This window comes from Pseudarthrobacter sp. O4, from assembly GCF_050157025.1.
In the GTDB taxonomy this organism is placed as follows: domain Bacteria; phylum Actinomycetota; class Actinomycetes; order Actinomycetales; family Micrococcaceae; genus Arthrobacter.
In genome coordinates this window covers 2,916,783-2,937,031 of the sequence record NZ_CP189591.1, presented here as the reverse complement: position 1 = coordinate 2,937,031, position 20,249 = coordinate 2,916,783, and the positions used below count along the sequence as shown (strand labels likewise).

Annotated in this window: 17 protein-coding genes; 11 read left to right on the top strand and 6 right to left on the bottom strand. The window is 64.8% G+C overall.

The annotated features are described in order from the left end of the window. Nucleotides 1-870 (bottom strand): hypothetical protein, encoded by an 870-nt coding sequence (locus ACQCSU_RS13715; RefSeq protein ID WP_426975853.1) that lies wholly within the window; start codon nucleotides 868-870, stop codon nucleotides 1-3. A 774-nt stretch (nucleotides 871-1,644) separates the two neighbouring features. Here ACQCSU_RS13715 and ACQCSU_RS13710 point away from each other — a divergent pair. The 3 genes from ACQCSU_RS13710 (at nucleotide 1,645) to ACQCSU_RS13700 (ending at nucleotide 5,873) form a co-directional block, all read left to right on the top strand. Next, a complete protein-coding gene (locus ACQCSU_RS13710; protein ID WP_426975852.1) occupies nucleotides 1,645-2,055 on the top strand; it encodes a hypothetical protein in 411 nt (136 codons plus the stop codon). Between the two features lie 426 nt (nucleotides 2,056-2,481). Beyond that, a complete protein-coding gene (locus tag ACQCSU_RS13705) occupies nucleotides 2,482-5,199 on the top strand; it encodes a DUF4118 domain-containing protein (protein ID WP_426975851.1) in 2,718 nt (905 codons plus the stop codon). Continuing rightward, nucleotides 5,199-5,873, top strand: a complete 675-nt coding sequence (locus ACQCSU_RS13700) for a response regulator (RefSeq protein ID WP_426975850.1) — start codon at nucleotides 5,199-5,201, stop codon at nucleotides 5,871-5,873. Before ACQCSU_RS13705 ends, ACQCSU_RS13700 begins: the two co-directional genes overlap by 1 nt. A 135-nt stretch (nucleotides 5,874-6,008) precedes the next feature. Here the strand turns inward: ACQCSU_RS13700 and ACQCSU_RS13695 are convergent, their stop codons facing one another. Next, the gene (locus tag ACQCSU_RS13695; protein ID WP_426975849.1) at nucleotides 6,009-6,719 is read right to left on the bottom strand and encodes a FadR/GntR family transcriptional regulator; all 711 of its coding nucleotides are present in this window, start codon (nucleotides 6,717-6,719) and stop codon (nucleotides 6,009-6,011) included. Nucleotides 6,720-6,967: 248 nt separating this feature from the next. Here ACQCSU_RS13695 and eat point away from each other — a divergent pair, with 248 nt between their 5' ends. From eat to ACQCSU_RS13670, 5 genes are read left to right on the top strand one after another with little or no spacing between them, the layout of a single operon-like run. Next, nucleotides 6,968-8,422 carry an ethanolamine permease gene (gene eat / locus ACQCSU_RS13690; protein WP_426975848.1) on the top strand — a complete coding sequence of 485 codons (1,455 nt, stop codon included), beginning with the start codon at nucleotides 6,968-6,970 and terminating at the stop codon, nucleotides 8,420-8,422. Nucleotides 8,423-8,474: 52 nt separating this feature from the next. Continuing rightward, nucleotides 8,475-9,857, top strand: a complete 1,383-nt coding sequence (locus tag ACQCSU_RS13685) for a glutamine synthetase family protein (RefSeq protein WP_426975847.1) — start codon at nucleotides 8,475-8,477, stop codon at nucleotides 9,855-9,857. Then, nucleotides 9,838-10,587 carry a gamma-glutamyl-gamma-aminobutyrate hydrolase family protein gene (locus ACQCSU_RS13680; RefSeq protein ID WP_426975846.1) on the top strand — a complete coding sequence of 250 codons (750 nt, stop codon included), beginning with the start codon at nucleotides 9,838-9,840 and terminating at the stop codon, nucleotides 10,585-10,587. The genes ACQCSU_RS13685 and ACQCSU_RS13680 overlap by 20 nt, the downstream gene beginning before the upstream one ends. Next, the gene (locus ACQCSU_RS13675) at nucleotides 10,584-11,957 is read left to right on the top strand and encodes an aldehyde dehydrogenase family protein (RefSeq protein WP_426975845.1); all 1,374 of its coding nucleotides are present in this window, start codon (nucleotides 10,584-10,586) and stop codon (nucleotides 11,955-11,957) included. Before ACQCSU_RS13680 ends, ACQCSU_RS13675 begins: the two co-directional genes overlap by 4 nt. Nucleotides 11,958-11,996: 39 nt before the next feature. Continuing rightward, entirely contained in the window at nucleotides 11,997-12,779 is a 783-nt protein-coding gene (locus tag ACQCSU_RS13670; RefSeq protein ID WP_426975844.1) for a 3-oxoacyl-ACP reductase, read from the top strand. 73 nt (nucleotides 12,780-12,852) lie between these two features. Here the strand turns inward: ACQCSU_RS13670 and ACQCSU_RS13665 are convergent, their stop codons facing one another. Continuing rightward, nucleotides 12,853-14,034, bottom strand: a complete 1,182-nt coding sequence (locus ACQCSU_RS13665) for an acyl-CoA dehydrogenase family protein (protein WP_426975843.1) — start codon at nucleotides 14,032-14,034, stop codon at nucleotides 12,853-12,855. A 227-nt stretch (nucleotides 14,035-14,261) separates the two neighbouring features. On the opposite strand from ACQCSU_RS13665, the gene ACQCSU_RS13660 reads away from it, so the two are divergent. Both ACQCSU_RS13660 and ACQCSU_RS13655 read left to right on the top strand, forming a co-directional pair. Further along, the gene (locus ACQCSU_RS13660; RefSeq protein WP_426975842.1) at nucleotides 14,262-16,001 is read left to right on the top strand and encodes an AMP-binding protein; all 1,740 of its coding nucleotides are present in this window, start codon (nucleotides 14,262-14,264) and stop codon (nucleotides 15,999-16,001) included. A 36-nt stretch (nucleotides 16,002-16,037) separates the two neighbouring features. Then, a complete protein-coding gene (locus tag ACQCSU_RS13655) occupies nucleotides 16,038-16,544 on the top strand; it encodes a MarR family winged helix-turn-helix transcriptional regulator (protein ID WP_426975841.1) in 507 nt (168 codons plus the stop codon). A gap of 9 nt (nucleotides 16,545-16,553) precedes the next feature. Here ACQCSU_RS13655 and ctlX read toward each other — a convergent pair whose 3' ends face one another. The 3 genes from ctlX to ACQCSU_RS13640 all read right to left on the bottom strand — a co-directional run bounded on the left by ctlX (nucleotide 16,554) and on the right by ACQCSU_RS13640 (nucleotide 19,147). After that, nucleotides 16,554-17,495, bottom strand: coding sequence for a citrulline utilization hydrolase CtlX (gene ctlX, locus ACQCSU_RS13650; protein WP_426975840.1), 942 nt, complete (start codon nucleotides 17,493-17,495; stop codon nucleotides 16,554-16,556). Between the two features lie 7 nt (nucleotides 17,496-17,502). Continuing rightward, entirely contained in the window at nucleotides 17,503-18,534 is a 1,032-nt protein-coding gene (locus ACQCSU_RS13645; RefSeq protein ID WP_426975839.1) for an ornithine cyclodeaminase, read from the bottom strand. A 181-nt stretch (nucleotides 18,535-18,715) separates the two neighbouring features. Then, the gene (locus ACQCSU_RS13640; RefSeq protein WP_426975838.1) at nucleotides 18,716-19,147 is read right to left on the bottom strand and encodes an Lrp/AsnC family transcriptional regulator; all 432 of its coding nucleotides are present in this window, start codon (nucleotides 19,145-19,147) and stop codon (nucleotides 18,716-18,718) included. A gap of 170 nt (nucleotides 19,148-19,317) precedes the next feature. Here ACQCSU_RS13640 and ACQCSU_RS13635 point away from each other — a divergent pair, with 170 nt between their 5' ends. Further along, nucleotides 19,318-20,244: an ABC transporter substrate-binding protein gene (locus ACQCSU_RS13635; RefSeq protein ID WP_426975837.1), complete on the top strand. Its 927-nt coding sequence runs from the start codon at nucleotides 19,318-19,320 to the stop codon at nucleotides 20,242-20,244. The last annotated feature ends 5 nt before the right edge of the window (nucleotides 20,245-20,249 follow it).

Below are 20,249 nucleotides of genomic sequence, written 5' to 3'. Positions count from 1 at the left end.
TTATGAAGCTTTGATAATGACATCGTCGATATAGCTGTCGCCCACCTGCCGGGGGTGCTCCGCTCCCAGCTGCACCCGGGTCAGCGTCGTGAACCCTGTGCTGACCTGGTTGCTGTAGAGGAGCCTGGCGTCGAACCAGACCTCAACGGTGGAGGCGGCACCGTTGGCCACCACGTGCATCACCACCTTGTGCCAGGAGCCGAGCTGTACCGCCAGTCCAAGGTTGGTGTACCCGTAAGTGCCCGAAGGGGACGCTACGCGCAGCCACAGCTGGCCGTTGCCGTTGTCCCGGAAAACATCGGCCACACGGATGCCACCATTGAAGAACCGGAAATACGGGACGTTGTTTCCTACGTTGCCCGCCGTGGTGATGTTGAACCAGCCGTCGGCGTAGGCGCCCGAGGAGCCTCCCGGCAGGGTTGCTGACATGTTTGCCACCGAGCCTGACTCATCCGTGACGTGCAGGAAGGCCGCGCAGCCCCCTGAATGGTGCTGGTCGGAGGTGACAGCGGCTGTCCCGGTCCCCGACGTGCTGGCAATAAATCCCTTCAGCGTTCCGGATTCGAAACTGGTTGCCACCACGAGTACACCCGGGTACTGGTTGGAAGGTGGCGGCGTGCCGCTCTGGCAGACCGGGGCCGGGGCCTTCTTGTTGTTGTTGTTGTTCTTGTTGTTCTTGTTGTTGTTCTTCTTGTTGTTCTTGTTGTTGTTCTTGTTGTTGTTGCTGTTGTTCTTGTTGTTGTTGCTGTTGCTGTTGCTGCTGCTGCTGTTGTTGCTGTTGTTGTTGATCGATGTGGTGGCTGTTGCGACCATCGGGGCGGCGAAGATCAGTGCGATGGCTGTGGCGAACGCGAGCAGGGTTTTTTTCATGGGTCTCTCCCCGGAAATTGTGTCCCCGGTGTTTATTGGGGCGGTGAAGCCCGGCGCGGCGAGACCGGCCGCTTCAGGCGCCGGATCTTTCCGGCGCCTGCATCATAGGACACGGTTGTCTCTCTGTCACGAGTAGCGGGTACTCGCTCCCTCGGCACTCCCGGCCAGCGCGGGGAGCGGAGCGTGCAGCACGGAACGGTTGGCAACACTCTCCTCGCTCTGCAGACCAAGGCTTCCGGGCCGCTGGGGATCCGGGCCCGGTATTGCCGGGGCGCGGTCGGGGCAGACCGCGCCCCGTGCGAGCCAGGAGGCCTGCAGTGTTCCGCCACTGGCCCGTTGTCTCACAACCGGTCGTTTCCGCCGCGTCTTCTTCCCCGGTGGCTCCTCGATGGATACCTATTTCGGTCCTGGAGAGACAAGTCTTTGTCCCAGGGACGCTTGGAATCGAATCGAGTACCCGTCCGGATCTGCAACCAGAAACTGCGTGACGCCAGCTTCGTGCTCGCCAGTTCTGTACCACTTGGGGTGGCTTGTGAATTCGTGAAATATCCGACGCTAAGACTGTTGGCGGTGTCGGGTAACGTTCGTTCGCCATACACTTCTGCACTTGAAACGTTTCCGCAGGTCAGAGCTGTAAAGCGTGCCGTGTCCGGGCCAATGCAACGCCTACGGACGTTTGGGTGACTGCTCATGCTGAACAAGGCTTCCCATCGCGGTCAGGAAAAGCCGCTCCAACTTTGGTCATTTTGATGCTTAGCGGTACTTTTCCGCGCGGTGGTCCTCCCCACCATCGAGGACCGGTCCACCCTGGGTGTCAGCACCAGGCCCGGATCAAATTCCTCTGCCGGCAACGGTGCCAGGAACGGCTGTTCGGCGGCGAAGTCCTGGCCGATGGTCCGGATCCTGTCATTGATCCGCCGACTGTCATCCTGCGCTTCCCAGGCCCGGGACCGTACCCGGCTGAGGCTGAACATCATCCGAGACGAACTAATCCGCATCGTTGCGCAGAGAGCGGTCGACGACCCGAATCTGCACTACATCGATGGGCGCTCTCTCTTCGGTGAAGCAGATGTTGTCGAGCTTCCGCTGCCAGACCAGCTCCACCCGGATCCCCCCGGCCACCGTCGCATCGGTGAGCGCTTCGCCGACGCGGCCGTCGGTGCCGACGGCCCGTTCGCGGTCTAAAGGTAGCCTCCGGAAGCGGGCATGACATCGATGGCGGCATAGTGGATCGGCCCTCTTCCCAGTTTGTCCGTCACAGCTCGGGGCTTGAGACTGGTAATGACCGTTGATTGAGTAGTCGGTATTTACCAGTCTCAAGCCCCAGCTCCATTCAACACCTCATGCATCCGCCCGAAATTGTTCCGGTGACCGTTCCGCTTGCGGGCGGCCGACACCTTCTCCTAATCCGGCTCGGGTGTCTCGAAACCTCTGTGTCTCGAAACGCATGCCATGCAAGACGGCACCTGCCGCCGACAACTGCGACATCGAGCGATCACAGAACGCCGCCACGAAGCGCCGAACTCCACAGCCGTGGCGGGTGCCTATCTTGACGAATCCTTGACGCCGTTGTGGCCGGTCGCGCAGTGCGGAAACTGGAAGAATGACAGCATGGCACGTGGAACGCTGCGCATCTTCCTGGGGTCAGCACCGGGCGTCGGCAAGACCTACGCCATGCTCCGTGAGGGGCACCGGCTGCGCGCCAACGGCCAGGACGTCGTCGCCGTCGCGGCCCGGGACCGCGGCCGCAAGGAGACCCGCGAACTGCTGGAAGGGCTCGAGCTCATCCCGGCCGCCCGGGTGCCGTATGGCGGCCTGTTGGTCGAAGAGTTGGATCTGGACGCGGCGCTCCGCCGCTCGCCCGCCACTGCAATCGTGGACGAATACGCGCACTCCAACGTCCCAGGCAGCCGGAACCCCTATCGCTGGCAGGACATCGATGAACTGCTGGATGCCGGGATCAATGTCCTCTCCACTGTGGACGTCCAGCATCTCGCATCGCTCAGCGACGTTGTCAGCGCGATCACCGGGGTCCGCCCTGCCCAGACCGTCCCGGATGCGATCGCCCGACGGGCTGAGCAGATACAGCTGGTGGATGTCTCCCCCGACGTCCTGCGACAGCGGCTCGCGGACGGCAAGATCGTCGCGAAGGACCGGATCGACGCCGCCCTGTCCAACTACTTCCGTCCGGGCAACATGGCGGCACTGCGCGAACTAGCTCTGTTGTGGCTCGCGGACCGGGTGGACGAGAGCCTGGCCAGCTACCGGCAGGGAAACGGGATCGAAGACAGCTGGCCCGCGCGCGAGCGCATCGTCGTCGGGCTGAAGGGTGGCCCGGACGGCGAAGCCTTGATCCGCCGTGGGGCCAGGATCCTCAACCGGGTCAACGGTGGCGACCTGCTGGCGGTGCACGTGCGGGCTGCGGAGGGGGTCGCCGCCGAATCCCCGCAGGCCCTCGAGGCCCAGCGCCGTCTGGTCCTGGATCTCGGCGGCAGCTACCACATCGTGGCCGGGGAGGACCCGGCGGCCGCCCTGCTGGATTTCGCCCGCAGCGTCAACGCCAGCCAGATCGTCCTGGGTGTCTCGCGCCAGGGCAAGCTCGCCGGGCTGCTGAAGGGCCTTCGTGGCGGCGCCACGGGCACCCGGGTGGTGCGCGACTCCGGTGACATCGACGTCCATATGGTGTCCCAGCCGCTCCACGACGGACGCTCCGGCCTGCCACGGCGACAGGACCTGGGCCGGGTCCGGGCCACCGTCGGTTTTCTCCTGGCCGTTTTCCTGCCCGCCCTCCTGCAGCTGGTGCTTGCGGTTAGCCCTGATAAAAACCTTGCCACGACAGTCCTGGTCCAGCTCACGGGGTCCGTCGCGGTGGCCCTCGTTGGCGGCTTGTGGCCGGCGATCCTCGCGGCCCTCTGGAGCAGCCTGCTGGTGAACTATTTCTCCACGCCGCCGCTGGGCACCCTCATCATCAGCGATTCGGAAAACGTGCTCGCCCTTCTCGTCTTTGTTGGGGTGTCAGCCGCTGTGGCAATCGTAGTTGACGTCTCAGCCCGGCGGTCCAAGGAGGCTGCCCTGGCCCGCGCCGAAGCCACCACCCTGGCCGACCTCTCGCGCGGGGCAGCAGACTCGGAGGACACAGTCATGGGGTTGCTGGCACAGGCTATGGACGTTTTTCAGGTCCGGGGCGCGGCACTGTTCAGCTTGCCCGACGACGACGACGACCGCGACGGCAGCCGCGGCGGCGGCAGCACCAGGTCCCAGGGTGACGGTTCCCGGCCTGGCTGGCGCCTGATCGCGAGCGTCGGCGAGGTTCCGCCGGCCCCACCCGGTTCCGGCGATGCCCCCGGCACGTCAGGTATCCAGGGCGACAACGTTGAACAGATCAATGCCACCACCTGTCTGGTCCTCTCCGGGCGGGTGCTGCCGGCGAGCGACAGAAGGCTGCTTGGGGCCTTCGGCGTGCATCTGGTGGCGCAGTTGGAGCGCCAGCGTCTGCTCGCCAGCCGCAATGAGGTCCTGCGGCTGGCAGAGAGCAACACCATGCGCACCTCAATCCTCCGCGCCGTCTCGCACGATCTCCGCACCCCGTTGGCCGGAATCAAACTTGCTGTTGGGGGCCTCCGGCAGCAGGGGGTCAGCTACACCCCCGAGGAAGAGCAGGAACTCCTGGCGACGATCGAGGAGTGCTCCGACCGGTTGGACGTGCTGGTGGGAAACCTGCTGGACATGTCCCGGATCACGTCCGACTCCATCCGGCCGCTGTTGCGGCCCGTGCGCTGGCAGGAGGTCATTCCCGGTGGCCTGCACGGGATCGCACCGGGCCGGGTTCGCGCCGAGCTCCCCGCCAATATGCCCGAGGTCGACGCGGACCCAGGCATGCTCGAACGTGTCATTGCCAACATCGTTGAAAACGCCGTCAAGTACGCCCCCGATTCGGACATAGTCCTGGCCGGTTCCGCCGGTGGCCTGAGCCGGGCCAGTGTGACTGGCCGTCCGGCCGGGGAGCTGCGCATCATCGACCATGGCACGGGCGTCCCGGCAGAAAGAGTCGTGGAAATGTTCCGGCCTTTCCAGCGTCTGGACGACGCATCGCCGGCTACCGGCGTCGGGCTGGGCCTGGCCGTGGCGAAGGGGTTTACCGAGGCGATGGGCGGCCGCCTGACCGCTGAAGCCACACCGGGCGGCGGCCTGACCATGGCCATCAGCCTCCCGTTGTCCGAGGGCGTTCCTTTCGATGCGCCTGTTGAGCAGGCACCGCTGGAACCGCAATCGGCCATTGCCCGGCGCCACCACGCCCCGCCGATCCTTTCGTCCGGGCCGGACGCCTGATGACAGCTGTCCTGGTGATTGATGATGATCCGTACTTGCTGCGCGCCCTGCGGATCACCTTGCAGGCCCACGGCTACGCCGTCAGCACGGCCGCGGACGGACGATCCTCGCTGCTCGCGGCCCGGCAGAATGCACCGGCAGTAGTGATCCTGGATCTTGGCCTTCCCGACCTGGATGGCACCAGTGTAATCCGGGAGCTCCGCAGCTGGAGCCGGGTTCCCATCCTGGTGCTCTCCGCACGCCACGGCTCCGAGGACAAGGTTCAGGCCCTGGATGCCGGCGCCGATGACTACATCACCAAACCGTTCGGCCTTGATGAGCTCCTGGCCCGCCTCCGTGCCCTCCTGCGCCGCAGCATCGATCCGGACCAGACTCCGGTTATCACCACAGATGCTTTTACCGTGGATCTGGCTAAACGCCTGGTGCTCCGCGACGGCCAGGACGTCCGCCTCACCCCGACCGAATGGCACATGCTCGAGATACTCGTCCGTAACCCCGAAAAACTCGTCACCCAGCAACAGTTGCTCTCTGAGGTGTGGGGACCGTCCTACGCCAAGGAAACCAATTACCTGCGCGTGTACATGGCCCAGCTGCGGCGCAAGCTGGAGCCAGACACTTCCAACCCCCGTCACCTGATCACCGAGGCAGGGGTTGGATACCGCTTCCGGCCCTGAGTCGGTGCGCTCCGCCCGGCACCTCTCCGTTGAGTCCGCAGACCGCTCCGGCCGCGGCCCGTTGCCCTGACGCCGGCCGACAACGGCAGAAAAGTTGCGCGCCCGGGCAGATACGGCATTGTGGGTCCAAGTGTGTCAGGACAGGAACCCCCGGAGCAGGGCGGCGGTCCCTTCAAGATGTTGCCGGGTGGCCTGTTCCGCGGCAGCGGGATCGCCACTCAGAATAGCGTCCGCGATCTCTGCATGCTGTTCGTTGGAGTGTTCTAGGTTGGTCCCCAGGAACGGAATCCGGTCCAGCAGTTCGTTGAGTCTGCCCCGGGTTTCCGCGACGGACGCCACGAGGCTTGGCGCGCCTGTCAACTCGGCAATGGCAATGTGGAAGCGGGCATCCCTGGGCCGGTAGCTGGCATCGGTGGCAGCACTGACCTCCGCGAGACAATGGCGCAAGTGGCTGCGCGCTGCCGCAGATAAATCGGAACCTGCTGCCAGCGCGCTTGCCGCGGGCTCGATGACCCCCCGGAAGACGAGCACATCGTGAACATCGGCAGGCTCCAGTGGCCGGATGTCGTGCTGCGCCCGCACGGTAGTGCCGGAAACGTAGGTCCCGCCGTATCGTCCGCGCCGGACATCCAGGTAACCTGCACTCTGAAGTTCGCCCAGCGCGTCCCGAAGAGTCGCCCGCGAGACGCCCAGGTGCTCGGCAAGTTCCCGTTCCGGCGGGAGCTTCTCTGTGGGGGCGAAGATCCCGAGTTTGATTGTCCGGAGAATGTGCTCGATGGTTTCCTCGAAGGCATTTCCGCCGCGGACAGGCCGGAGCATGGCGTAGGACTGGCTGAAGGGGGACACGGTCAAATGATCAGCTCCAGATCGTCCGAAGTGCTGCAACTACTTTCCCTCACAGTACCGCGACGGGGCCCAAAGGTCTCCTAAGACACCAATGACTCAACCCCGCTCCAGATTTTGCTCAATTTAGCCGCGCCCCTTGACGTGTGTGATGCACACCACCAGACTAAGTCTCATGCTCTTGGACTAAAAACAGTCCTTTAAGGCCCTGGGTAGGTCCTGGGCAACATCCTCTCATCAAAGGGAAACGCATGAAATCAGCAGACGAAGGCACCGGCATTCGGGACACCGCGAGCGGCAACGAAGCGGACTACCTCCAGCATCGACGGCTCAAACGCGGGGCTGCCGGATGGGTCCTGCTCGCCGGGCTGGGCGTCGCCTACGTTATCTCCGGCGACTTCGCCGGCTGGAACCTGGGGCTGGCCCAGGGCGGCTGGGGCGGCCTGCTCGTAGCCTTCGTCCTGATGGGCATCATGTACACCTGCATGGTGTTCGGGCTCGCCGAGCTCTCCTCGACGCTTCCCACTGCCGGCGCCGGGTACGCTTTCGCACGGCGCGCCCTCGGACCCCTGGGCGGCTTCGCTACCGGGATAGCCGTGCTGATCGAATATGCCGTCGCGCCAGCCGCGATCGCCACCTTCATCGGAGGCTACATAGAAGCGCTCGGGCTGTTTGGACTGACCAACTCGTGGCCGGTCTACCTGGTCACGTACGCCATCTTCATCTGGATCCACCTCCGGGGGGTCGGCGAGGCCCTGAAGATCATGTTCGCCATCACCGCTGTGGCTGTCGTTGCCCTGGTGGCTGCCGCCATCGGGCTGCTGCCGAAATTCGACCCGACCAAGCTGTTCGACATCGTGCCTGACGGATCCGCTGGCTCCAGCGCTTTCCTCCCGATGGGCATCAGCGGCATACTAGCGGCCCTCGTTTACGGGATCTGGTTCTTCCTGGCCGTTGAAGGCGTTCCACTCGCGGCCGAGGAATCGGCCGACCCGAAAAGAGACATGCCCCGGGGCATAATCGTCGCCGTCCTCATCCTGGTCGGCTTCGGTGCCCTGATGCTGGTACTCGTTCCGGGCGCTGCCGGAGCGCAGGCCATGAGCACCTCGGACAACCCGTTGCCGGAGGCGCTCCGTCTGGCCTACGGAGGAAATACCTTCCTGGCCGACTTCATCAACTACGCCGGACTTGCCGGGCTCGTGGCCAGCTTCTTCTCGATCATCTACGCATACTCTCGGCAGCTGTTCGCGCTCTCACGCGCCGGCTACCTGCCAAAATGGCTTTCCCTCACAGGGGCACGCCGCACACCCTACTGGGCCCTGATCGTCCCGGGAACCATAGGCTTCCTGCTCGCCGCGGTCACCCGCGACGGCGCACTGCTCATCAACATCGCAGTTTTCGGGGCCACGGTCTCCTATGTGCTGCTGAACCTGTCCCACATCGTCCTTCGGATCAAGGAGCCTGAGCTGGAACGCGGCTACCGGACTCCGGGCGGCATCGTCACAACATCGATCGCCCTCGTCCTGTCCGCCGTCGCCGTCGTAGCTACGTTCGTTGTGGACGTCTACGCAGCCTCAATAACGGCGGCCATCTTCGCCGCAGCCATTGCGTACTACTGGTTCTACAGCCGCCACCGCATCGTCACGGGATCCCCGGATGAGGAATTTGCGCGGCTGGCCCTGGCTGAGGCCGAACTGAAGCAGTAGCTGTCCTTCGAACATAATCCCACCCATTGAAGACCAACGTTGCGGAGCAACCATGACTGAACAACCAAAACAATCCGGCCTGAACGTCCAGCTCACCCTCGATACGCTGAGAGAGGAGGTGGCCTCCGGAGCCATCGACACCGTGGTCGTGGCCATCACGGACTCCCTGGGGCGGCTTCAGGGCAAGCGCTGCGGCGCGCGCTCATTCCTCGAAGACGTCCTTGACCACGGCGCCGAAGGCTGCAACTACCTGCTGGCCGTCGACGTCGAGATGAATACCGTTGACGGCTACGCGATGTCCTCCTGGGAATCCGGGTACGGGGACATGATGATGCTCCCGGATATCTCCACTTTGCGCCGAGTTCCGTGGCAGGAAGGCACGGCCTTGGTGCTGTGCGACGTGATGTGGACGGACAAGTCCCCCGTGGTTGCTTCACCGCGGCAGATCCTGCGCGCCCAGGTGGAACGTCTCGAAAGACTCGGCTACCGCGCCTTCATGGGCACGGAGCTTGAGTTCCTGATGTTCGACGATTCCTACCGTGCGGCCTGGCAGAAGAACTATCACGGCCTTGATGCTTCCACCCAGTACAACGTCGACTACTCGCTTCTCGCGACCGCGCGCCTGGAACCGGTCATCCGCTCTATCCGCACCAACATGGAAGCAGCCGGCCTGGTGGTCGAATCGTCCAAGGGCGAGTGCAACTTGGGACAGCAGGAGATCACGTTCCGCTTCGACGAAGCCCTGAAGGCCTGCGATAAGCACACCTTCTACAAGAGCGGCGCCAAGGAAATCGCCGACCAGCACGGCAAGAGCATCAGCTTCATGGCGAAGTTCGATGAGCGGGAAGGAAACTCCTGCCACATCCACTTCAGCCTGACAGATCTGGACGGCAACCCCGTCCTACCCGGCGACGGCGAGCACGGGTTCAGCCCCGTCATGGAGCACTTCATGGCAGGCCAGCTGGCCGCACTGAAGGAACTCACATATTTCCTTGCCCCGAACGTCAACTCCTATAAGCGGTTTGTCGAAGGCAGCTTTGCCCCTACTGCCATCGCCTGGGGTATGGACAACCGCAGCTGCGCGCTCCGCGTCGTAGGTCATGGGCGGGGTCTGCGCACCGAGATACGGGTGGGCGGCGGAGACCTCAACCCTTACCTTGCAGCGGCCGCCTTGATCGCCGCCGTCATCCACGGGCTGGAAAACAGGCTGCCTTTGGGCCCCGCCATGAAGGGCAGTGCCTACGAGTCGGACGCCGAACGGCTCCCCACAAACCTCCGCGACTCACGGGACATGCTGGCTGACAGCAGCATCGCCCGCAAAGCGTTCGGAGACGCCGTGGTGGACCACTACGTCCACGCCGCCGGCGTCGAACTGAAAGCCTTCGACAGCGCTATCACTGACTGGGAGCGCGTGCGTGGCTTCGAACGACTCTGACACTTACCGGCCCAGGATTGCCCTGACCAGCTACTATCAGGACGCCGCGTGGGGAGTCTGGAAAGCCAAAGCGGCCATCGTCCCCGGAACCTATGTGGAGGCTGTGGTGGCAGCTGGCGGCACTCCAATCCTGCTGCCTCCGCTGGGCACGGATGAATCGGTGCTGGATCTGGTGGACGGGCTGATCGTGGTGGGCGGGCCCGATGTGGACCCCGCCCGCTACGGGGCCGCCGCGCACCCGAAAACCGCTCCCCAGCCGCTGCGTGACGAGCACGACACCATACTGACGCGGGCCGCCATGGACCGAGGCCTGCCGCTGTTCGCCATCTGCCGCGGGGCGCAAATCCTCAACGTTGCCCTGAACGGCAGCCTCAACCAGCACATCCCGGACACCAACCCCACAGCGAACTTCCAGCCGGCCCCGGGAGTGTACGGCGAGGCTGCCTTCACTACCGAGTCCGGCAGCCTGATACACGGGCTGCTGGGCGATGCGGCGAAAGCACCGTGTTATCACCACCAGGGCATGGACGCCGTACCGCCGAGCCTGCGCGTCACAGCTTCCTCCGCCGACGGGACCGTCCAGGCTCTGGAAGCGACAGACGGCGCCGGCTGGGTGCTCGGCGTTCAATTCCACCCGGAGCAAAACCCTGAAGACCTGCGGCTTTTCCGCGGATTTGTGCAGGCCGCCGGCAGCTACCGAGCCAACATGAAAGAGATGTCCACGACATGACAGCAACAACCTTTGACGTCATCAACCCGTCCAACGAGGAAGTCATCGAGACGGTCGCACTGGCCGGCCTGGCCGAAGTGGATGCCGCCATTGCCCGGGCGGCCGGCGCCTACGAATCCTGGCGAGCCGTTGCGCCGGCGGACCGCTCGCTGCTGCTGCGGCGCTTCGCCGCGGCTGTCGACGCGGATCTTGAAAACCTTGCCCGGCTTGAAGTCATCAATGCAGGGCACACCATCGGCAATGCACGCTGGGAGGCGGGCAACGTCCGCGATGTGCTCAACTACTATTCCGCCGCGCCGGAGCGTCACTTCGGGAAGCAGATCCCGGTGGCCGGGGGTGTCAACATCACCTTCCACGAACCCCTCGGCGTGGTGGGGATCATCGTGCCGTGGAACTTCCCCATGCCGATAGCCGCCTGGGGCTTTGCCCCTGCACTGGCGGCGGGCAACACCGTAGTGCTGAAACCGGCCGAGATGACTCCGCTGACTGCCATCCGCCTGGCGGAACTGGCGCTTCAGGCCGGCATCCCGGAGGGTGTCTTCCAGGTGGTTCCGGGAAAGGGTTCGGTGGTGGGCGAACGTTTCGTCACCCATCCTGCCGTCCGGAAGGTGGTCTTTACAGGGTCCACCGGTGTCGGCAAGAAGATCATGGCGGGCTGCGCCGGCCAGGTGAAGAGGGTGACGCTGGAACTCGGGGGGAAGAGCGCCAACATTGTCTTCAACGACGCCGATCTGGAAATGGCAGCGGCGGCGGCGCCCGGCGGCGCCTTTGACAATGCAGGTCAAGACTGTTGCTCACGATCCCGCATCCTGGTCCAACGCGACGTCTACGACCGTTTCATGGAGTTGCTTGAGCCCGCCGTCATGGCCCTCACCGTCGGCGATCCTGCCGACGAAGGAACCTCAATGGGCCCCCTCATCTCGGCCCAGCAGCGCCAGACGGTCGCCGGCTTCGTGCCGGACGACGCCCCCATCGCCTTTCAGGGCCAGGCCCCGGCCGGACCGGGGTTCTGGTTCCCGCCTACTGTGCTCACCCCGGACCTGGGCTCACCGTCCTTCACGGAAGAGATATTCGGCCCCGTGGTGGCCGTGGTTCCTTTCACGGATGAGGCCGACGCGATCCGGATCGCCAACAACACCGATTACGGGCTGTCCGGCTCCATCTGGACCTCTAGCGTGGACCGCGCGCTGCGTGTGGCCCGGGGCGTTGAATCCGGAAATCTGTCCGTGAATTCCCACTCCTCCGTCCGATATTCCACGCCCTTCGGCGGCTTTAAGCAGTCAGGGCTGGGCCGTGAACTCGGACCCGATGCCCTGGATTCTTTTACCGAAACCAAGAACGTCTTCATCTCAACCCAGGCCCTGGCCTAAACAATCCCGGCACTTTCCACCATTACTAAAGGAGTTCCCATGAAAGCAGTAGTCTCCAACCGCCTCGAAGGACGCAGCGCCGTCATCACCGGTGGCGCCAGCGGCATCGGCCTGGCCACGGCCCGCCGCATGGCCGCCGAAGGAGCCAACGTGGTGATCGCCGACATCGAGCCCACTACGGGGCTGGCAGCGGCAACCGAAGTGGGCGGCCTCTTTGTCAAGGTCGATGTCACCAGCGAGCAGGAAGTCCGGAACCTCTATGCCCAGACCAAGGAAACTTATGGCAGCGTTGACATCGCCTTCAACAATGCCGGCATCTCCCCGGCCAACGACGGCTCGATCCTGGACACCGGCATCGATGCCTGGCGCAAGGTACAGGAAGTAAACCTGACGTCTGTGTACTACTGCTGCAAGTACGCCATTCCGTACATGCAGGAGCAGGGCAAGGGCTCCATCATCAACACCGCCTCCTTCGTCGCCGTCATGGGTGCGGCGACGTCGCAGATTTCCTACAGCGCGTCCAAGGGCGGTGTGCTGTCCATGAGCCGGGAACTCGGCGTCGAATTCGCCCGTCAGGGCATCCGCATCAACGCCCTGTGCCCAGGACCGGTGAACACCCCGCTGCTGAAGGAACTTTTCGCCAAGGATCCGGAGAAGGCCGCGCGCCGGTTGATCCACGTCCCGCTGGGCCGGTTCGCGGAGCCTGAGGAACTCGCTGCAGCCGTGGCGTTCCTGGCCAGCGATGATGCGTCGTTCATCACCGCCTCGACTTTCCTGGTTGACGGCGGGATTTCCGGGGCCTACGTGACACCGATCGACTGACCGCACTGCGGACGATCATCTCGGACAGGTGCCGGCCAGGATTAGATCCTGGCCGGCACCGTCTCGTTGGTTCCTAGACGAAGGCCGATTTCCCGGTCACGGCCCGGGCCACGATCAACGAGTTGATCTCGTAGCTGCCCTCGTAGGTGTACAGGATTTCGGCGTCGCCGAAGAGCTTGCCCATCTCGTAGTCGCTGCTGATGCCGTTGCCGCCCATCAGGGACCGTCCCATCGCCACGGAAGCCCGGGCCAGCCGCGTGGTGGTGGACTTGGCCATCGCGGCCTGGACCATTTCCAGCTTGCCCTCCTCCTGGATCCTCGCCAGTTGCGCCATGAGCGCCAAGGAGGCGGAAGCATTCCCCAGGATCTCGGCCAGCTGTTGCTGGATGAGCTGGAAGCTGGCCAGTTCCTTGCCGAACTGCTTGCGTTCCAGCGAGTAGGCACGCGCGACGTCGAACGCGGCCAGCTGGATGCCGGCACCTTGCCAGCCCACCCAGGCGCGCGAATCGCGCAGGAGTTCGTTGGCCCTGGAGAAGTCGGTGGCGCCGGGCAGCATGTTCGATTCCGGGATGCGGACCTCGTCCAGCACGATGTCCGCGTTCTGCATGATCCGCAGCCCGATCTTGTTGGCGATCTTGGTGGCGGTGTAGCCGGGGCGGTCCGTCTCCACGATGAAGCCCTTGATCTGCTGGTCGGCAACGTCGCGGGCCCAGACCAGGGCGAAGTCGGCTATAGTCCCGGCGCCGATCCAGCGCTTGGCGCCGCTGATCACCCACTCGCCGTCCTGGCGCCGTGCAGTGGTGGCCAGCCCGCCGGCGATGTCCGAGCCGTGGTCCGGCTCGGTGAGGGCGAAGGCGCCGAGCTGGGTGAAGGCGGTGAGTCCCGGCAGCCAGCGTTGCTTCTGTTCCTCCGAGCCGAGCTGGTCGATCATGCCGACAATCAGCTCATTATGGATCCCCACGAGGGCCGAGAGCGAAACATCGGCGCGGGCCACCTCGACATACATGAGGCCCTTGAAGAGCTTGGAGGTGCCGTCCGTCTGCAGCCCGCCGAGGCCGTACTTCCCCAGCTCGGCCAGCAGCCCGAAGGGGAACTCCTCACGGTTCCAGTAGTCGATCGAGGCCGCCCGGATCCGGGACTGGAGGAAGTCCCGCACCTCCTGGTAGCGGGCCTGTTCGTCCGGGGGCAGCAGGTCCACGATGTACATCAGGTCGGCGTCCGGAAAGGGCGGCGACGCCACGTCCTTCGGCACCATACCCGGCGCCGTCCCCTCCGGGGGTGCCGCCTGTCCGCTGGCACGTCCTTGTGGCTGCACAGGCATGTATCCCTTCGTCATGCAGCGCCCGCAGAGCAGCGCCGCTCTTCCAAACCCTTGGATGTCCTAGTATATTGCACAGTGACGGGGATCACTAGGATTGCGGTCCCCCGGGCAACGGCGCCGGGCCCGGAACGGCGGCGCCACCAGACGTCGAAAGGTGCACCATGACCGTCACCGAGGAATTCCGCGCCGCACGCGACAGACTGCTTGCCCTCCGCGAGGACTACAGCGGGGCGCGCAGCGAATTCCAGTGGCCGCGGTTTGAAGAATTCAACTTCGCGCTGGACTGGTTTGACCAGATCGCCGCGGATCCCGCCAAGGCAGGCAGTCCGGCCCTCGTGATCGTCGAGCAGGACGGCTCCGCGACCCGCCGCAGCTTCGCGGAGCTCTCACGCCGCTCCTCCCAGGTGGCCAACTGGCTGCGCGGCCAGGGCGTCCGGCGCGGGGACCGGATGATCATCATGCTCGGCAACCAGGTTGAGCTCTGGGAGCTGATGCTGGCCGGCATCAAACTGGGCATCGTGATGATCCCCACCACCACCCTGATGGGCCCTGCCGATCTGCGGGACCGGGTGGAGCGCGGCGAGGCACTTTGGGCCGCCGTCGGCAGCGCCAACATCGCCAAGTTCGCCGACGTTCCGGGACGCTACACCCTGATCGAGGTCGGCGCCGGCGAGCGCAGCAGCACCGGCGCGCTGCAGTACGCCGAATCCCACGACGCCGACGCGGCTTTCGCCCCGGACGCCCCCACCATGGCTGACGAAACCCTGCTGCTCTACTTCACGTCGGGCACCACCTCCAAGGCCAAGCTGGTGGAACACACGCACACGTCCTACCCCGTGGGGCACCTGTCCACGATGTTCTGGATCGGGCTGGAGCCGGGCGACGTGCACCTCAATGTCGCCTCGCCGGGCTGGGCGAAGCATGCCTGGTCCAATGTGTTCACGCCGTGGATCGCCGAGGCCTGCGTGTTCATCTACAACTACGAGCGCTTCGACGCCAAGGCCCTGATGGAACAGATGGACCGCGAGTCCGTGACGAGCTTCTGCGCCCCGCCCACCGTGTGGCGCATGCTGATCCAGGCCGACCTGACGCAGCTGAAGAACCCGCCCACCAAGGTGGTGTCCGCCGGCGAGCCGCTCAATGCGGAGGTGATCGACCAGGTCCACCGCGCCTGGGGTCAGACCATCCGGGACGGCTTCGGCCAGACCGAATCCACCGTGCAGATCGCCAACACTCCCGGCCAGCCGATCAAGATCGGCGCCATGGGCAAGCCGCTGCCGGGCTACGACGTCGTGCTCATTGATCCCGCCACCGGCGAGGAAGGCGACGACGGCGAACTCTGCCTGGGCCTGGATCCCCGCCCCGTCGGGCTGATGAAGGCGTACTACGGCGACCCCGAAAAGACGGCGGAGGCCTTCCGCGACGGCTACTACCACACCGGCGATATGGCGAGCCGGGACGAGCGCGGCATCATCACCTACGTGGGCCGCGGCGACGACGTCTTCAAGTCCTCCGACTACCGGCTGTCCCCGTTCGAGCTGGAAAGCGTGCTGATCGAGCACCCGGCCGTGGCTGAGGCCGCCGTCGTCCCCTCCCCCGACGCGCTTAAGCTCTCGGTGCCCAAGGCGTTTGTGGTCCTCGCTGCCGGGCACGAGGCCGGGCCGGAACTGGCCGAGGAGATCCTGCGGTACTGCCGCGACCATCTGCCCCCGTTCAAGCGGATCCGCCGGCTGGAATTCGCCGAGCTGCCCAAGACGATCTCGGGCAAGATCCGGCGCGTGGAGCTGCGGCACAGCGAGGAGCTGCGCCACGGCGGAGGGACGCTGCCGGCGGGCCTCGGCACGGAGTACTCCGAGGCTGATTTCCCGGGCCTGAAAAGCCAGCCGGAAAAGCTAGGCTGAAACGCATGACGCTTGAGACGAGCTACAGGGGGTGCCGTGGGAACCCCGCTGCCGCGTGATCCGATTGCCGATGCCCGGCTGAACTGGGAGCGGCACGGCTGGGCCGACGTCGCCGCGCCAATGGCCGCCATCACCGCCATCATGCGGACCCAGCAGATCCTGCTGGCCCGGATCGAAGGCGCCCTCAAGCCGTTCGGGCTGACCTTCGCCCGGTACGAACTGCTGGCGCTGCTGAGCTTTGCCCGCAGCGGCGCGCTGCCCATGAACAAGGCCAGCGCCCTGCTCCAGGTCCACCCCACCTCGGTGACCAACGCCGTCGACCGCCTCCAGGACGCCGGGCTGGTGGTCCGCTCCAAGCATCCCACCGACGGGCGCACCACCCTGATTGAACTGACCGCCGAGGGGCGCACCCTTGCCAAGCGGGCGACGGCGGTGCTCAACTCCGAGGTCTTCGGCCAGTCCGGTTTCGACGGGCAGGACGTCGACCAGCTGATCCGGATCCTGGGCGCCTTCCGCCGCAATGCCGGGGACTTCAGCGGCTGAAAAGCCGGCTCAGCCTCCGATGCCGGCGAGGACGGGCCTGCGATCGAGGTGGATTCCGGCGATCATGCACCGCACGGAGCCGCCGGCCAGTTCAATCGTGGGAACATCGACGGGCAGCAGGGTACAGCTGCTTTCGATGATGGCCTTTTGTTCCGCCGTCAGGCTCCCCAGGGCCCGCCGGGACAGCGCCAGCACGCGGCCCTCCGCGCCCTGGAGCTCGATCGCGTTGCCTGCGAAATTGAGGATCTGGTTGTGGCTCAACTCGATCACCGTCCGTCCCCCGCCGGAAAGCCGTTCCGCCACCTCGCGCCGGCGCTCCGCCGACGGGATCAGGCCCAGCCCGACCATCGCGAAGTCCGTCGCCACGGACATCATCACATTCGTGTGATAGACGGCGGTGCCGTCCGCGTCGGCCGCGTCGAACAGCATGGGCTCATAGCCGAAGTTCGTGCAGAACCGCTCCAGCGCGACGGGATCGGCCCGGCGGGAGCGTGCGGCGTACGCCACACGGCCGGCGTGGTCCAGGACCATGGCGCCCGTTCCCTCCAGGAACACGCGGTCCATTTCCAGCCCGGAGTAGTCGATAACGTCCTGCACGCGGTAGTGGGTCTTGAGGAAGTCGAGAATGTCGCTGCGGCGTTCGTGGCGGCGGTTCGGGGCGTACATCGGGAATATCCCAATGTGGCCGCCCGCATGGGTGGAGAGCCAGTTGTTGGGAAACACGCTGTCCGGGCGGGTTTCGTCATGGTCCTCGAACACGTGCACCGTGACGCCGGCAGTTTCCAGCGCCTCGGCCAGCCCGGTCACCTCACTGCGGGCTGCAGCGGCAAGCGTTTTCCGGTCCACGGAGCGAGCCGGCATCTGGAAGGCATTGTCCCCTGCCGTCGCCGGGTTGGGCATGAAGGTGTGCGGCCGTACGAGGACGACGGCGGACGGGGCTTGAACGGACATCGGAGACTCAGGAGCCAACCGGGGAGAGAGCACCCACGAGACCGAACAGGTTCTTCGGGTCCTCCGGGCTTGCCACGAGGTCGATCTCCACGAAGAAGTCGGTGCCGTCGACGGCGTCGCGCACGAACCGCAGGGCCGAGAAATCCTCAATGGCAAAGCCGACTGAGTCGAAGATGGTGATCTGCGCAGCGGACGTGCGCCCGGGCGCCCTGTCCGCCAGGACCTGCCAGAACTCCGTCACGCCAAAGTCGGCCGGCATGTGCTGGATCTCCCCTTCGATGCGGGTCTGGGGGGCGTACTCCACGAACACGTCGCCGAGTCCGAGGATAGCAGGTTCAAGCTCGGTCTTCCCCGGGCAGTCCCCGCCGATGGCGTTGATGTGGACGCCCGGTTCAATCAGGTCCGCTGTGAGGACGGTGGCGTTCGCCTTGTCCGCGGTGCACGTGGTGATGACATCGGCACCGCGCACTGCATCGGCTGCGGACGTGGCGATCGTGATGTCGAAGCCCAGGGGCGCCATGTTGGCCACGAACTTCTCCAGTGCGGCGGGATCGGTGTCCCATACCCGGAGCGTGGAGATACCCAGGGCGCTGCGGAACGCGAGGGCCTGGAACTCGGACTGGCTTCCGCTGCCGATCATCGCCATGACGCGCGCGTCGGTACGGGCCAGCTTTTTCGCCACCATGCCGGACGTCGCCGCGGTGCGCAGCGCCGTCAGCACCGTCATCTCGGTAAGGAACGTGGGGTAGCCGTTGTGGACGTCGGCCAGGACGCCAAACGCCGTCACGGTCTGGAACCCACGCGCGGGGTTGGACGGGTGCCCGTTGACGTACTTGAAACCATAGGTCTCGTGGTCGCTCGTGGGCATGAGCTCGATGACGCCGAACGGCGTGTGGCTGGCCACACGGGGCGTCTTATCGAACGATTGCCAGCGCCGGAAATCATCCTCAAGGTACTGGATCATTCCGGAAATGATGTTCTCCGGCCCGCGTCCTGCAGCCCAGCGCACCATGTTGTGGACATCGACAAAGCGCGTCATCTGCGCCCCCTAATTCTCTAGCTATCCATTGATGCCACAACTCTAAACTTCGGCGATATGCAGGCTCAATTGCCGAATAGTAAGCTTTTTGTTGAGTTACTGAGCATAATGACGATCGGCTTTGCGCATTGTGTACACCTGGTCCTCTGGATCCCCCGCCGGATCCCCGGATGCCCGTTCCCTAGCGCAGCACCGAGCTGAGCAGGAGGCTCGTCTCGCTGTTGACAATGCCGTCGACCCCCCGGATCCGCCCCAGGACCTGGTCGAAGCCGGTGAGGCTCTCGGTCCGGAGCTCCGCCACCAGGTCCCAGCCTCCGTTGGTGGTGTGCAGCGCCGTGATTTCCGGAAAGCCCCTGAGCTGGCGGATGACCCTGTCCGTAGTCCTGCCCTCCACAGCGATCAGGGCAATGGCGTGGATCGCCAGGGGATCGAGCTCGTCGCGCACCCGGACCGTGAAGCCGACGATGGTCCCCGATGCCACCAGCCGCTCCAGCCGGCTGTTGACGGTTGCCCGGGCGACATCGAGCCTGCGGGCCAGGCTGGCCACCGAGGCCCTGCCGTCCTCACGGAGGGCGGAGAGGAGCCGGCGATCAAGGTCAGTGAGGGGGGTCATCGTCATAATGTATACCCGGCTTCATCGTTTTGTGAGTTTTTTCAATGAAAAGTTGGTTTTTTGGCCATTGAGGATGCACATCACTCAACCGTAGTGTTGTCGCAGCGGTGATGCAGGACACAAGAAACGCTGCCGCCACTCCGCTCCCACCAAGTTCAAAGGGTTAAAAGATGCCGTCTTCCTTCATGCCGTCGCTGAGGCTCGCTGCCGTTGTCGCAGCCGCCGCGCTGGCCCTCACCGCTTGCACCAACGCCTCGCAGACCGCCGCAGGCTCCTCGTCGGTGCCTGACGGCTTCGACCCCTCGGCAATCCGGAAGGACGAAGTACTGGCCGCGTTGGTTTCCCCGGAGCTGAAGGCAAAAGCCGTCCTGACCGTCGGCTCCGACACGTCCTACGCCCCCGCCGAATTCCTGGGTGCCGATGGCCAGACGCCGCAGGGCTACGACGTCGACATCGCCAAAGCGGTCGGTGCCACCCTCGGCCTGAGCACCAAGGTTGAGACGGCGGAGTTCACCGGCATCCTGCCGGCACTGGGCCCCAAGTATGATCTCGGCATCTCCTCGTTCACCATCAACCCCGAGCGCGCCCAGACCGTGAATTTTGTCAGCTATTTCAATGCAGGCGTGCTGTGGGCCGTGGCCAAGGGCAACCCGAAGAACTTCGCGGTGGAGGATATCTGCGGCAAGAAGGTGGGAGTCCAGACCGGCACCGTAGAGGAGGACCCCGATGTGTCCGGCCGCTCCCGCAAGTGCGTCGCCGAGGGCAAGCCCGCCATCGACATCGTCACGCTGAAGAACCAGACAGATGTCACCACGCGCCTGGTCAACGGCAGCATCGACGCCATGGCCGCAGACTCGCCGGTCATCGGTTACGCCCTGTCGCAGACCGGGGACAAACTCCAGACGCTGGGCGAAGTCTACGACGCCGCACCGCAGGGAATTGCCATTGCGAAGTCGGACACTGCGTTGTCCGAACTCATCGGCAAGGTCATGAACAAGCTCATCAGCGATGGCACCTACGGGAAAATCCTGGACAAATGGAACAACTCCAAGGGCGCCGTGACCACGTCTGAAGTGAACCCGGTGGTGGGCAGTTGAGCATC

What these genes read in the sequence shown, in the direction of transcription:
- ACQCSU_RS13665 (WP_426975843.1), bottom strand. Translation starts at nt 14,034, where the DNA reads ATGGTGCCGAAGGACGTGGCGTCGCCGCCCTTTCCGGACGCCGACCTG.
- ACQCSU_RS13635 (WP_426975837.1), top strand. Translation starts at nt 19,318, where the DNA reads ATGCCGTCTTCCTTCATGCCGTCGCTGAGGCTCGCTGCCGTTGTCGCA.
- ACQCSU_RS13715 (WP_426975853.1), bottom strand. Translation starts at nt 870, where the DNA reads ATGAAAAAAACCCTGCTCGCGTTCGCCACAGCCATCGCACTGATCTTC.
- ACQCSU_RS13675 (WP_426975845.1), top strand. Translation starts at nt 10,584, where the DNA reads ATGACAGCAACAACCTTTGACGTCATCAACCCGTCCAACGAGGAAGTC.
- ACQCSU_RS13700 (WP_426975850.1), top strand. Translation starts at nt 5,199, where the DNA reads ATGACAGCTGTCCTGGTGATTGATGATGATCCGTACTTGCTGCGCGCC.
- ACQCSU_RS13640 (WP_426975838.1), bottom strand. Translation starts at nt 19,147, where the DNA reads ATGACCCCCCTCACTGACCTTGATCGCCGGCTCCTCTCCGCCCTCCGT.
- ACQCSU_RS13670 (WP_426975844.1), top strand. Translation starts at nt 11,997, where the DNA reads ATGAAAGCAGTAGTCTCCAACCGCCTCGAAGGACGCAGCGCCGTCATC.
- ctlX (WP_426975840.1), bottom strand. Translation starts at nt 17,495, where the DNA reads ATGTCCGTTCAAGCCCCGTCCGCCGTCGTCCTCGTACGGCCGCACACC.
- ACQCSU_RS13685 (WP_426975847.1), top strand. Translation starts at nt 8,475, where the DNA reads ATGACTGAACAACCAAAACAATCCGGCCTGAACGTCCAGCTCACCCTC.
- ACQCSU_RS13660 (WP_426975842.1), top strand. Translation starts at nt 14,262, where the DNA reads ATGACCGTCACCGAGGAATTCCGCGCCGCACGCGACAGACTGCTTGCC.
- ACQCSU_RS13645 (WP_426975839.1), bottom strand. Translation starts at nt 18,534, where the DNA reads ATGACGCGCTTTGTCGATGTCCACAACATGGTGCGCTGGGCTGCAGGA.
- ACQCSU_RS13705 (WP_426975851.1), top strand. Translation starts at nt 2,482, where the DNA reads ATGGCACGTGGAACGCTGCGCATCTTCCTGGGGTCAGCACCGGGCGTC.
- eat (WP_426975848.1), top strand. Translation starts at nt 6,968, where the DNA reads ATGAAATCAGCAGACGAAGGCACCGGCATTCGGGACACCGCGAGCGGC.